Below are 12160 nucleotides of genomic sequence, written 5' to 3' on the forward strand. Positions count from 1 at the left end.
ACATTTAGATCTCTGTCAGCTTTGAAGCCAGTGCCTTGGCTTGCAGCGCCACATCAGTCACCGCCGTGCTTTCCCACCACATCCCACGCAACGGCGGGCCCATGGCGAACAATCGCTGGCTGACCTGCCCTTGGGCGTCCACCACTGCCCCCGACGTATCCGCCGCAATCCCCAACGCCAGCGGCCCTGGCTGGATCAGCCCACGCTTGAGCAATTGCCGGGGCAATGGCCGGGCCACGCGGCGCCAGTCGTATTCGATACCGCTGGAGTTGATCAGCGCTGCGCCCGAGACCAGGGTGATGCCTTGTTCGCCGCGATAACGCAAACGAATCGTCACCCCTTCACCCGAAGGTTCCAGCCCCTTGAACGACGCCGCAAGGATCCGCAACCGCCCCTCTTCATGCAGCCGCGCCACCAACTGCGCGCTCAATGGCGGCGAACGGTGGTGATGGCTCTCCCACCAGGGCCGCACATGCCTGACGAACTGGCGCTTCTCACGCTCGCTGGCCTGGCTCCATAAACGCGCGATATGCGCACGCACGGTGTCCAGCGGCGCTTGCCAGTCGATGCCCTGGGCCTGCGCAAGCGCGCATTGCCGCCGCACCTCGCGCAGCAATTGCCGAGGGCTGCGCAGGCCATGGTCCTCCCCAAGAAAATCCACCCAGGCCGGCGGTTGCCGCCGCACATGGGGCAGCAGGCCGTGACGCGAGAACACCTCGATCGGCCCGCGATGCCCGGCCTGTTCCAGGGAGACCACGGCGTCGACCATGGTCAGCCCGGAACCGATGATCAGCACCGGCGCCTGCGGGTCGATCCGGCGCATCGCGCTCACGTCCCACGGGTCCACCGCCGCCGCGTTCAACCCGCTGGAGTCGGTCTGCGGTGTACGCGCCGCCGGGAACATGCCGGTGGCCAGGACCGCAAACGCGCCACGCAATTGCTGGCCGTTATCGAGGGTCAGCAGGGTTGAGCCTGCATCCACTTGCAGGTCGACCACTTCGCCACGCACATGCTCCACGCTGGTCGCAGACTGCGCCTTCGCCTCGGCCAGGCGTTGCTGGGCATACAAGCCGAAAATCCCGCGTGGCGGGAACAGTTCGCTGATCGGCACGTGCTGCTGGTCGGACTCGGGCCAGCCGCCAGCGCCGATGTAGTCGGTGAGCCATTGGGTCAGGTCGTCTGGGTTGTCCGGGTCGACACTCATGCGCGCCGCGTTGCCGTTCAGGGTGTGGCCCAGTTCGACGGCGCTGTAGGCCTCGCCCCGGCCCAGCTCGGCACGCGGTTCGACCACCAGCACCCGGCGCGCGCCCGGCAGGCGCAGCAGTTGCACGGCCAGCATCGTGCCGCTCAGGCCGCCGCCGATGATCAGGACATCAGCGTTGCGGATGGATTCAGTCATGCGGAGTCGCCCTTACTGTTTGCCCAGGTAAATGTCATGCAGATCACCCCGCGCCAGCAGTTCAGCGGCGCTGCCACTCAAGGCCACGCGCCCAGTATCCAATACGTAGCCGTGGGACGCATAGTTCAGCGCGACGTTGATGTTCTGCTCCGCGATCAGGAAGCTCACCTGCTGCTCGCGGTTGAGCTGAGCGATGATCGCGAAAATCTCCTGCACGATCATAGGCGCCAAACCCATGGACGGCTCGTCGAGCAGTACCAAAGTAGGACGGGTCATCAATGCCCGGCCGATGGCGACCATCTGCTGCTCACCGCCCGAGGTGAGACCGGCGCGGGTATGGCGCTTGGTCTTGAGCCGTGGGAACCAGGCGTAGACACGTTCCAGGTCGTGCTCCATGTCGCGGCGACTCAGGCGTCGCACAAAGCCGCCGCTGCGCAGGTTGTCTTCCACGCTCAGTTGGCCGAACACATGGCGGCCCTCCAACACATGCACCATGCCCTGGCGCACGCGCTGGCTGGGGTCGATGCCGGCGAGGTCGGCACCGGCGTATTCGATCACACCGCGACTGACCTCGGCCCGTTCGGCACGCACCAAGCCGGAGATGGCCTTGAGCGTGGTGCTCTTGCCGGCGCCATTGGCACCGAGCAAGGCCACAATGGCGCCCTTGGGCACGCTCAACGACACCCCGGCCACCGCGAGGATCGCGCCGTCGTAAATCACTTCGATATCGTTGACCGTCAGCAGCGACGGCTGCGCGGCAGCGGTGGTGGGCTGGCTCATGGTTTATTCATCCCCGGTGCAGGTGCGTGGCGTCAGGCCTTTTTCCTTGGCGAAGGCGGCGGACTTTTCATCGATCAACGGACGCAACAGCGCACGGTCGGCGGCGATCCAGTCGCTGATCAGCGTCCAATTGGCGCCGTCCCACTGCTGCACCCGCGCCGAGCCGCCACCCTCGTGGTCGCGGCACGACAGCTTGAGGTTCTGCATCAGGCCCAGGTAACCCATGTCCTTCAAGCGCGCATCGTCGATGTTCAGGTGTTCCAGGCCCCAGCGGCCTTCTTCGCCATTGAGCGGGCGCTTGCCGAATTTGGCCTGGCCGGTGCGGATCGCCTCCACCGCCACGGCGGCGTTCACCAGGCCGGAGTTGTAGTAGACGCTGCCGAAGTTCTTCAGGTCCTTGAGGTCACTGTGGCCCTTGTCGAGGATGTATTGCTTGAGGCGTTTGTGGATCTCGAAATCCGCCCCGGCCGGGTATGGCGTAAGGGCCATGTAGCCTTTGGCGGCGGCACCGGCGGGCAATACGTCTTCGCTGGAACTGGCCCAGATATCGCCGATGATGTGGTCCACCGGGAAGCCGAAGCGCGCCGCCGTCTTCACCGCCACCGGCGTGGACACGCCCCAGGTGCGCAGGAACACCCAATCCGGGTTGGCCTGGCGCACCTGGCGCCATTGCGCGGACTGTTCGTTGCCGGGGTCGGCCACCGGAATCTGGATGTTTTCGAAGCCGTATTTTTCCGCCAGCAACTTCAGCGGGCCGAGGGTTTCGCGCCCGTAGGCCGAGTCGTGGTAGACCGTGGCGATCTTCTTGCCCTTGAGCTTGTCGAAACCGCCTTCACGCTCGGCGATGTAGTTCACCAGCGTCGAGGCCTCACTGTAGAAAGTCAGCATCACCGGGAAGTTATACGGGAACACCGTGCCGTCGGTGGCTTCAGTGCGGCCGTAGCCGAGGGTGATCAGCGGGATCTTGTCCACCTCGGCCCGCTCGCTCAGCGCATACGCCGCCGGCGCGCCATTGGGCTGGTACACCGCGACCGGCGCGCCATCCAGGCCATGCTTGAAGCGCTCGTAGCACTCGATGCCCTTCTCCGCCGTCCACTCGGTCTCGCATTCCTGCCACACCAGTTTGACGCCGTTGATGCCACCTTCGACCTCGTTGATATAACGCAGGTAGTCGATCATCCCGGCCCACACCTGCACGCCGCTGGACGCATAGGCGCCCACACGGTAGGTCGCCAGGGGAATGAATTGCTGGTCCGGCGAAGCCATCGCCTGGGGCACGGCGCCAGCCAGGGTCGCCAGCGTAAACGCGGCGCCGATCAAGGAACGTTTCAAGGATGCACGCATAGGGATTCTCTTAAGGGAATGTCAGAAACGCAGCGGCCACTGCCGCACGCGGTCACGCAGGTTGTGCAACAGGCGAATCAAGCCCTCGGGCTCCTTGATCAGGAACACGATGATCAACACGCCAAAAATGATTTTCTGCAGGTTCTGCAACTGCCCCGCATCCACCGAGCCGCCGAACAGTGCCTGCCCGGCGTGGCTGAGGAAGATCGGCAGCAAACTGATAAAGGCCGCGCCGACAAAGTTGCCGGCGATACTGCCCATGCCGCCGATAATGATGATGAACAGGATCTGGAAGGAGCGGTTGATATCGAAGCTGCTGGCGCTGGCCGTGCCCAGGTAGGCAAAGGCCCACAGCGCACCGGCTATACCTAAGTAGAACGAGCTGACCGCGAACGCCAGGCGCTTGTAGCGCACCACCGGGATGCCGACCACGGCGGCGGCGGTGTCCATGTCGCGGATCGCCATCCAGTTGCGCCCGACCTGGCTGCGCACCAGGTTGAGGGCGGTCCAGGTCAGCAGCAGCACGGTGACCAGGGTCAGCAGGTAGCGGCCCAATGGTGTGTTGAGGTCATGACCGAACAGCGCCAGCCTGGGCGCGGAAATGGTCCCGGACGAACCGTAGTTGTAGAACCAGGGAAACTTGACGAACAGCCATTCCAGGAAGAACTGTGCGGCCAGGGTGGTGACCATCAGGTAGAAGCCCTTGATCCGCGAACTGGGCAGGCCGAACAGCAGGCCGACCAACGCACTGATGACCCCGCCGCCGAGCAGCGCCACGGGCAAACCCAGCTCCGGCAGGCGCAGCAGAAAACCGTAGGTGGCAAACGCACCGACGGCCATGAAGCCGGCCGCGCCCACCGAGGTCTGCCCGGTGTAGCCGGTGAGCAGGTTCAGACCCAGCCCCGCCAGGGACAGCACCAGGAACGGGATCAGGATCGCATTCAGCCAATAGTCATTGCCCCACAGCGGCACCCCGATAAAAGCCAGTGCCAACAGGCCGATCAAGGCCCAGGGAATGCGCCGCTGAATCAGCAGCAACGGCGCGGTGTGTTGTACAAGAGGGATCGACATGCTTTCAGACTCGCTCGATGGCGCGCTCGCCGAACAGGCCGGCGGGGCGGATATACAGGAAGGCCAGGGCCAGTACGTAGGCGAACCACGGTGTGATACCGCCGCCGATCAACGGGCCGATGTACACCTCGGCCAGGTTCTCCGCCGCGCCGACGATCAACCCGCCGACAATCGCCCCACCAATCGAGGTAAACCCGCCGATGATCAACACCGGCAAGGCCTTGAGCACCACCAGCGACAGCGAGAACTGCACGCCCTGGCGCGCGCCCCACAGCAACCCGGCCACCAGCCCGACGATGCCGGCCACGGCCCAGACGATCTGCCAGATGCGGTTGAGGTTGATGCCGATGGACAGCGCCGCCGTGGTGTCATCCGCCACCGCGCGCAGCGACACACCGATGCGGGTCTTGTTGAACAGCAGCGCCAGCACCGTCACCAGCACCACCGCCGCAGCGGCAGCGATCAGGTCGAACTGGCTGAGCATCAGCGGGCCGACGAACAGCGGCACGTCGTCGATGCCCAGGTCCAGCGCCCGCACCTGGGAGCCCATCAACCCCTGGGCCAGGCCTTCGATAATGAACGACAGGCCCAGCGTGGCCATGAACAAGGTGATCTGCGAACGGTTCACCAGTGGCCTGAGGACCAGGCGCTCGATCAGCAGCGCGCCGACGCTCATCACGATCACCGTGAGCAGCAACGCCAGGGCAAACGGCACGCCCTGGTCATGCAGGCTGACGAAGGTCAGTGCAGCAAACAGCAGCATCGCGCCCTGGGCAAAATTGAATACGCCACTGGCCTTGTAGATCAGCACGAAGCCGATGGCGACCAGCGAATACATGGTGCCGGCGAGCAGGCCGCCGAGCAGGGTTTCAAAGAAAAACGTCATCCGTTTACCACTCCCAGGTAGGCCGCGATCACCTCGGGATTGGCTTGGACCTGAGCCGGCGTGCCGTCACCGACCTTGCGCCCGTAGTCGAGCACCACCACATGGTCGGACAGGCCCATGACCACGCCCATGTCGTGTTCGATCAACACCACGGTGGTGCCGAGGTCGCGGTTGACGTCGGCGACGAAGCGCGCCATTTCCTGTTTTTCTTCGGCGTTCATGCCGGCCATGGGCTCGTCCAGCAGCAACAAGCTCGGCCCTGCGATCAACGCCCGGCCCAGTTCCACGCGCTTTTGCAGGCCGTAGGACAGGTTGCCCACCAGCACATCGCGGTGGGCTTGCAGCTCCAGGAATTCGAGAATGCCCTGTGCGCGCAACCGGAACGCCTTGGCTTCGCGGCGTGCGCGAGGCAAGCCCAGGGCTTGTTCGATAAAGCTGCTGCGCATATGCCGCGACAGGCCGGTGAGGATGTTGTCGAGCACGCTCATCTTCTTGAACAGCGCGTTGTTCTGGAAGGTGCGGCCAATGCCGCGGCGCGCGGCGCCCAACGGGTCGATGCGGTGGAAGTGCTGGTCCTCGAACACGATCTCACCGGCATCAAAGCGGTACACGCCGTTGAGCACGTTGAGCAACGAGCTTTTACCGGCACCATTGGGACCGATCAGCGCGCAGATCTCGCCGCGCAGCACCTCGAAGGACAGGGCATTGATCGCCTTGACCCCCTTGAACGACAGCGAGATATCCCGCACCTGCAAAATGGCCTGGCTCATGCGATGTCCCGTTTGAATTCCGCCAGCCACACCGGTGAAGGCGTGGCTTTGACGGGTTGCCAGATGTACGCCAGGCGCTGGAACCCCAGGAGCCGGCGCACGCGGTTTTTCAGCAGGCGCCGCAAGCCACTTTGCGGGTGGGCGATGGCCCAGTCGCACAGGCGTCGGCGCCAGGTGCCGTGGGGCGCCAGGCGGCTTTCGATCTCATCGGCCAGGTGCTGCAAGCGGGCGGGCGACAACAGCAGGCCGGTGGGCGCGACTTCACTGCGGTCGCGCCGCGCCGAGGCCAGGCTTTCCGGGAAGGCCAGGCCGTGACCGCTGTTCAGCCATTGCTCCAGCACCACGGCCAGGCCGCCCTGCCAATGAGTGCCTTCCTCGCTCCACAACAGGGTTTCACCCTTGGGCTGCCACCAGCGTGCAAGGTGTTGCGTCGGCGCCAACGGGCCGAGCAACTGGGCGAAATCCAACAGATTGGCCGACTGCCAATGCCGCGCGGGCTGGCGGCCCTGCACATAGGAATGGCTCGGGCGAATGCGCCACAGGTGCTGTTGCAGTGCCTCGGGCTCCAGGTCATCGGCCAGGGTCAGCACCTGCCCGCCGATGCTGTGCGCCGCCAGCGCCAGCAATAGCAGGTTCGGCTCGAACGCACCGCTGAGGGCCAGCCGCGATTGCTCGCTGAACCCCTGCTGGCACAAGCCATCGGCCAGGCGTTCCACATCGCGCAAGGCGTCGATCCAGCGCCATGCGCACCACTGCCCCCGGCGCTTGTGGCGCAGGGCACTATGCAGCGGCGTGATCTGCGCCCAGTGGTGCAGTTGTTCGAGGGCCTTGGGCAGGTGGCCGAGCCACTCGGCGGGCCACTCCACGGCCAGTGGGCGTTTGAGTTCGTGCACGCTCATAGGGGTAGTGCTCCTATTGGTGTGTGTGCGTGCGGTGGTCCGCTGGCTGGATTATTTGGATCAACACCGATCTACTGTGGGAGGGGGCTTGCCCCCGATGGCGGTGTGTCAGTCACAAGTGCTTTGACTGGACTGCCGCTATCGGGGGCAAGCCCCCTCCCACATTGGTTATGTGCGCGTCAGATAAATTGCGGTAGCCGGCACCAGGGTGGTTGGAGGCCAACCTTGCGCCGTCGCCAAACAACTTCTCGCGCAACGTGCCCTGGGCATACTCGGTCTTGTACACCCCGCGCTTCTGCAACTCCGGCACCAGCAGGTCGACGGCGTCGATGAAGGTTTCGTGGGTCAGCGCGTAGGCCAGGTTGAAGCCGTCCACATCGGTGTCTTCAACCCACTCCTGCAACAGGTCCGCGACGGTTTCCGGGCCGCCGACGAACAGCGGGCCGAAGCCGCCGATACCGACCCAGTCCGCCAGTTCATTCGGGGTCCAGACCTTGTTCGGATCGGCCGTCGAGAACGCCTCTACCGCCGATTGAATGGCGTTGGTGTGCACGTGTTTGAGCGGTGCATCGGGTTTGAACTGGCTGAAGTCGATGCCGGTCCAGCCGGAAATCAGCGCCATCGCACCCTCGTAGCTGACGTAGGATTTGTACTCCTCGAACTTGGCTTTGGCCTTGGCATCGGTCTCGCCGACAATCACGGTCTGCAAGTTGAAGATCAGGATTTTTTTCGGATCGCGCCCGGCTTCGGCGGCACGGCGGCGGATGTCAGCGACGGTCTTTTTCAGCAGCACCTTGGACGGCGCGGCGACGAATACGCACTCGGCCTGTTCGGCGGCGAATTGCTTGCCACGACTGGACGCGCCCGCCTGGTACAGCACCGGCGTGCGCTGCGGCGAAGGTTCGCAGAGGTGAATGCCGGGCACCTGGAAGTGTTTGCCGACATGGCGGATCTCGTGGATTTTGCTCGGGTCGCTGAAGATCCGCCGTTCGCGATCACGCAACACGGCGCCCTCCTCCCAACTGCCTTCCCAGAGTTTGTAGCAGACCTCTAGGTATTCCTCGGCGTAGTCGTAGCGCGCATCGTGTTCGGTCTGGGCTTTCTGGCCGAGGTTCTTGGCGCCGCTTTCCAGGTAGGAGGTGACGATGTTCCAGCCGATGCGGCCCTTGGTCAGGTGATCCAGGGTGGAGAGACGGCGGGCGAACGGGTACGGGTGTTCGAACGACAACGACGCGGTCAGGCCGAAGCCCAAGTGTTCGGTGACCAGGGCCATCGGCGCGATCAACGACAGCGGGTCATTGACCGGCACCTGCGTCGCCTGGCGAATGGCCGCGTCGCCGTTGCCGTTGTACACATCATAGATGCCCAGCACGTCGGCGATAAACAGGCCGTCGAACTTTCCGCGTTCAAGGATTTTGGCGAGGTCGGTCCAATATTCCAGGTCCTTGTACTGCCACGAACGGTCACGTGGATGCGCCCACAGGCCCGGGGATTGGTGGCCGACACAGTTCATGTCGAAGGCATTCAGGCGGATTTCACGGGACATCAAAGCACTCCGTTGAGGTGGTAGTTACCGACGATCTGGTACTTCGTACGCAGCGGGTCATCAAGGCTCGACGGCAGTGCGGTGCGTTGGCCGGTGAGTTCGAACTCGGCGTTGCTCGCGGCGATCAGGGCTTCGCCGGCAGCGATCTGCGCTTCGGTAGCAGCCACGGGGCTGGGGTGGGTTTCGGCGCGTTCAAGCAAGGCCGCGGCCACATCGACGCGAATCTGCAAGTCGCCGAAACGGCTGATCACGTAGGGGTCGGTGCTGTTTTCAACGTGGCGGCGGGTGCTGTCCAGCAGTTGGCGCGCAAGGTTCAATGCGGTCATGGGTGAGCTCCTCAGTTCCAGGCGTGGCGCGCAGGTTTTACGCCGTTGAGCACGTAGTTGCCGATCAGGTGGTATTTCCAGCGGGCCGGGTCGTGCAGGGTGTGGGTGCGCGCGTTGCGCCAGAAGCGGTCGAGGTTGTGCTTGCCGGTGACCGAGCGGGTGCCAGCCAGTTCGAACAGTTTGCTGCTGGCGAGCAAGGCGGTTTCGGCGGACAGCACTTTGGCCTGGGCGACCACCAGCGAAGCGTGGGCGACGGTGTCTTCATTGGGCTCGGCAAGGGCACGGTCTACGGCCAGGCCGGCCTTGGCGAGGATGGCTTCGGTGCCGTGCACACGCCATTCCAAGTCACCGATGGCGGCGATGGTGAACGGGTCCTGCCAGCCGTGATCCTGTTGGCTGTCGATCCAGGGCCGCGCCTGGCGTGCGTAGATTTTCGCCTGCTCCAAAGCGCCAACGGCAATACCGGTATCGACCGCCGCCTGAATGATCTGCGAGATCGGGCCGTTGGCGGTGGGCTGGTCGAAGGCCAGGTGGGCCGGGATTACCGCGCTCAAGGGCACGCTGACGCCATCGAGGGTCACGCCGCCGCTGGCGGTGGTGCGCTGGCCGAAGCCGTCCCAGTTGTCGATCACGTTCAGGCCGGGCGCGTCGCGTTCGACAAAGGCAATAAAGGCCTGGCCGTCCTCATTGTTGCCGACGGTGGGCACCAGATGGGCGAACAGCGCGCCGGTGCAGTAGAACTTCTCGCCGTTGATTTGCGCGGTGTCGCCATGGAAGCGAATCTGCGTGTCGAAGGTGCCGGCGTTCTTGCTCTTGGCTTCGGAGAAGGCGTTGCCGAAGCGATAGCCCTGGAGGACTTTGCCGAAGTAGTACCGTTTTTGTGCCTCGGTCGCGGTTTGCAGCAGGATGTCCACCACGCCCAGGTGGTTCTGCGGAATCTGCCCCAGGGACGGATCGGCGGCGGAGATCAGCTTGATTACCTCGGCCACGGTCACATAGGACACGCCTGCGCCGCCGTACGCTTTGGGAATAGTGATGCCCCACAGGCCGCTCGCGGAGAACTCGTCGAGCTCGGCCACCGGCAGGCGCCGCTCACGGTCGCGCGCACTGGCCTCGACGGCAAAGCGTTTGGCCAGGCGCGTGGCGACCTCGATGGCTTCCGCGTCCGAGCGGATGATATGGGCAGGGTGTTGAGGGTGGGCTGACATGGGCCGACTCCAGGCTCCGAGGGGGATGACCTGGGTGATTGCAGGAGTCGTGCCTGAATCCAGTCGCCAATAAAATCAGCGAGTTGCTGGCATTTCAACGCAGTCGAGCGCGTTTCAAACCAGCAAAGTGTCCATCCACTGTTGCCGCTGGAACAGTTAGATCACCACATTGCGCACAAAGCGCACCGCCACGTCGCCGTCATTGCGGTAGCCATGCACGTGACGGCTGGCAAACATATAAAACTCACCGGCGGCGACGTGCTTTTCTTCATCGCCCACCAACAGCGTGAGGCAGCCTTGGAATACGAACAACTGCACGCTCCAGCCATCCGGGTCGGGGTCAGGGCTGTAGCGGTCACCCGGCTCCAGTTGCATTTCCCACAACTCGACCTCGCGGCGCGCCGTGGCCTTGGCCAGCAACACCGCCTTGCTGCCGGGAATGTCACCGGCCCAGGCCAGTTCATTGATGCGGCTGTGGTCGGGGGCATCGGGCGCTTGGATCAGGTCGCTGAAAGCCACGTCCAACGCTTCGGCCACGCGGTCGAGGGTGGACAGGCTGACGTTCTTCTCTCCCGCCTCGATGGCCACCAGCATGCGCCGGCTGACCCCGGACTTTTCCGAGAGCGCGGTCTGGCTCAGGTCGGCCGCATGGCGCAGGCGACGGACGTTCTGGCTGACGTGCTGCAGGACCGAAGCCCGGTGTGGATTTTCTTTGTGCACTATATTGCTCAATGGGTGGGTGTGCGCAGTATACTGCCCAGCGTGCGGCGCATTGTGCGGTCCGTGCCTTTCCCTTGCAAGACCGAGCCGCCATGACCACCCCGACCGCCTCCCCTCGTTTCAACCGTTTCAGCAAAGCCGAATGCATCCTGGTGGTAATCACCATGATCTGGGGCGGCACGTTTTTGCTGGTGCAACATGCGATGACGGTCAGTGGGCCGATGTTTTTTGTCGGTCTGCGCTTTGCGGCGGCGGCGATTGTGGTGGGGTTCTTTACCTTGCGCACCCTGCGCGACCTGACCCTGCTGGAGTTGAAGGCCGGGGTGTTCATCGGCGTGTCGATCATGTTTGGCTACGGCTTGCAGACCATCGGCTTGCAGAGCATTCCCAGCAGCCAGTCGGCGTTTATTACCGCGCTGTATGTGCCATTCGTGCCGTTATTGCAGTGGTTGGTACTGGGGCGGCGGCCGACGCTGATGCCGAGCATTGGCATCATGCTGGCGTTTACCGGGCTGATGCTGTTGACCGGGCCGGCGGGCGCGTCCTTCAATTTCAGCCCCGGTGAAATCGCCACGCTGATCTGCGCAATGGCGGTAGCGGCCGAAATCATTCTGATCAGCGCCTATGCCGGCCAAGTGGACGTACGCCGCGTCACCGTGGTGCAACTGGCCACGGCGTCGGTGTTGTCATTCCTGATGGTGGTGCCGATGGGCGAGGCGCTGCCGGGGTTTTCGTGGTTGCTGGTGTTCAGCGCGGTGGGCCTGGGCTTGACCAGTGCGGTGATCCAGGTGGCGATGAATTGGGCGCAGCAAAGTGTTTCGCCGACCCGCGCCACGTTGATTTATGCCGGTGAGCCGGTGTGGGCCGGCGTGGTCGGGCGGATTGCCGGGGAACGCTTCCCGCCGATCGCGATGGTGGGGGCGGCGTTGATTGTGTTGGCGGTGATTGTCAGCGAGATGAAGACCAAGGGGCAGAAGGCCCTGGAATTGCGCGATGAGAGGGAACAGGAACAGCAGGGATAAGGTCCGAGTACTTGCAGTGGCTGTCAGATCGCCATCGCGGGCAAGCCCGGCTCCCACAGGGGGGGGGCGGTGTCGCTTGCCCGAATCGGGTTACCTGAAACAATGCCAAATGGGCGATTTCGGCTTAGCTTGTAGGATCCTGCCACATCTTGCCGTTTGGTGATCGTGAAAGCGGCACGTATGATGCAT

12 protein-coding genes are annotated in these 12160 nt (G+C 63.9%); 1 reads left to right on the forward strand and 11 read right to left on the reverse strand.

All coding sequences use genetic code 11. The features are described 5' to 3' along the window. Positions 1–4: 4 nt before the first annotated feature. From M2497_RS19295 to M2497_RS19345, 11 genes are all read right to left on the reverse strand, one after another. The gene (locus tag M2497_RS19295; protein WP_248482379.1) at positions 5–1399 is read right to left on the reverse strand and encodes an FAD/NAD(P)-binding protein; all 1395 of its coding nucleotides are present in this window, start codon (positions 1397–1399) and stop codon (positions 5–7) included. Positions 1400–1411: 12 nt separating this feature from the next. Next, a complete protein-coding gene (locus tag M2497_RS19300; protein ID WP_248482382.1) occupies positions 1412–2179 on the reverse strand; it encodes an ABC transporter ATP-binding protein in 768 nt (255 codons plus the stop codon). A gap of 3 nt (positions 2180–2182) precedes the next feature. Continuing rightward, positions 2183–3523, reverse strand: coding sequence for an ABC transporter substrate-binding protein (locus M2497_RS19305; RefSeq protein WP_248482384.1), 1341 nt, complete (start codon positions 3521–3523; stop codon positions 2183–2185). 21 nt (positions 3524–3544) lie between these two features. Beyond that, positions 3545–4594 (reverse strand): branched-chain amino acid ABC transporter permease, encoded by a 1050-nt coding sequence (locus M2497_RS19310; RefSeq protein WP_248482386.1) that lies wholly within the window; start codon positions 4592–4594, stop codon positions 3545–3547. Positions 4595–4598: 4 nt separating this feature from the next. Further along, on the reverse strand, positions 4599–5480 hold the full coding sequence (locus M2497_RS19315) for a branched-chain amino acid ABC transporter permease (protein WP_058423839.1): 882 nt from the start codon (positions 5478–5480) through the stop codon (positions 4599–4601). Continuing rightward, on the reverse strand, positions 5477–6250 hold the full coding sequence (locus tag M2497_RS19320; RefSeq protein WP_248482388.1) for an ABC transporter ATP-binding protein: 774 nt from the start codon (positions 6248–6250) through the stop codon (positions 5477–5479). The genes M2497_RS19315 and M2497_RS19320 overlap by 4 nt, the downstream gene beginning before the upstream one ends. Next, positions 6247–7149, reverse strand: coding sequence for an acyl-CoA synthetase (locus tag M2497_RS19325; protein ID WP_248482390.1), 903 nt, complete (start codon positions 7147–7149; stop codon positions 6247–6249). The genes M2497_RS19320 and M2497_RS19325 overlap by 4 nt, the downstream gene beginning before the upstream one ends. Before the next feature lie 112 nt (positions 7150–7261). Beyond that, the gene (locus M2497_RS19330; protein WP_248482392.1) at positions 7262–8695 is read right to left on the reverse strand and encodes an LLM class flavin-dependent oxidoreductase; all 1434 of its coding nucleotides are present in this window, start codon (positions 8693–8695) and stop codon (positions 7262–7264) included. Then, the gene (locus M2497_RS19335) at positions 8695–9021 is read right to left on the reverse strand and encodes an acyl-CoA dehydrogenase (RefSeq protein WP_248482393.1); all 327 of its coding nucleotides are present in this window, start codon (positions 9019–9021) and stop codon (positions 8695–8697) included. Before M2497_RS19335 ends, M2497_RS19330 begins: the two co-directional genes overlap by 1 nt. An 11-nt stretch (positions 9022–9032) precedes the next feature. Beyond that, complete coding sequence (locus M2497_RS19340; protein ID WP_248482394.1) at positions 9033–10229, reverse strand: SfnB family sulfur acquisition oxidoreductase; 1197 nt, start codon at positions 10227–10229, stop codon at positions 9033–9035. Between the two features lie 156 nt (positions 10230–10385). Then, on the reverse strand, positions 10386–10949 hold the full coding sequence (locus M2497_RS19345) for an XRE family transcriptional regulator (protein WP_248482395.1): 564 nt from the start codon (positions 10947–10949) through the stop codon (positions 10386–10388). 92 nt (positions 10950–11041) lie between these two features. Between M2497_RS19345 and M2497_RS19350 the strand changes: the two genes are divergently transcribed. Beyond that, complete coding sequence (locus M2497_RS19350) at positions 11042–11971, forward strand: DMT family transporter (RefSeq protein WP_248482396.1); 930 nt, start codon at positions 11042–11044, stop codon at positions 11969–11971. Positions 11972–12160: the final 189 nt, after the last annotated feature.

The organism is Pseudomonas sp. CYM-20-01, assembly GCF_023169845.1.
In the GTDB taxonomy this organism is placed as follows: Bacteria; Pseudomonadota; Gammaproteobacteria; order Pseudomonadales; family Pseudomonadaceae; genus Aquipseudomonas; species Aquipseudomonas azotoformans.

Bases quoted from the DNA above. Each gene is read 5' to 3' on its own strand.
- M2497_RS19295 (WP_248482379.1), bottom strand. From the start codon at position 1,399: ATGACTGAATCCATCCGCAACGCTGATGTCCTGATCATCGGCGGCGGC.
- M2497_RS19300 (WP_248482382.1), bottom strand. From the start codon at position 2,179: ATGAGCCAGCCCACCACCGCTGCCGCGCAGCCGTCGCTGCTGACGGTC.
- M2497_RS19305 (WP_248482384.1), bottom strand. From the start codon at position 3,523: ATGCGTGCATCCTTGAAACGTTCCTTGATCGGCGCCGCGTTTACGCTG.
- M2497_RS19310 (WP_248482386.1), bottom strand. From the start codon at position 4,594: ATGTCGATCCCTCTTGTACAACACACCGCGCCGTTGCTGCTGATTCAG.
- M2497_RS19315 (WP_058423839.1), bottom strand. From the start codon at position 5,480: ATGACGTTTTTCTTTGAAACCCTGCTCGGCGGCCTGCTCGCCGGCACC.
- M2497_RS19320 (WP_248482388.1), bottom strand. From the start codon at position 6,250: ATGAGCCAGGCCATTTTGCAGGTGCGGGATATCTCGCTGTCGTTCAAG.
- M2497_RS19325 (WP_248482390.1), bottom strand. From the start codon at position 7,149: ATGAGCGTGCACGAACTCAAACGCCCACTGGCCGTGGAGTGGCCCGCC.
- M2497_RS19330 (WP_248482392.1), bottom strand. From the start codon at position 8,695: ATGTCCCGTGAAATCCGCCTGAATGCCTTCGACATGAACTGTGTCGGC.
- M2497_RS19335 (WP_248482393.1), bottom strand. From the start codon at position 9,021: ATGACCGCATTGAACCTTGCGCGCCAACTGCTGGACAGCACCCGCCGC.
- M2497_RS19340 (WP_248482394.1), bottom strand. From the start codon at position 10,229: ATGTCAGCCCACCCTCAACACCCTGCCCATATCATCCGCTCGGACGCG.
- M2497_RS19350 (WP_248482396.1), top strand. From the start codon at position 11,042: ATGACCACCCCGACCGCCTCCCCTCGTTTCAACCGTTTCAGCAAAGCC.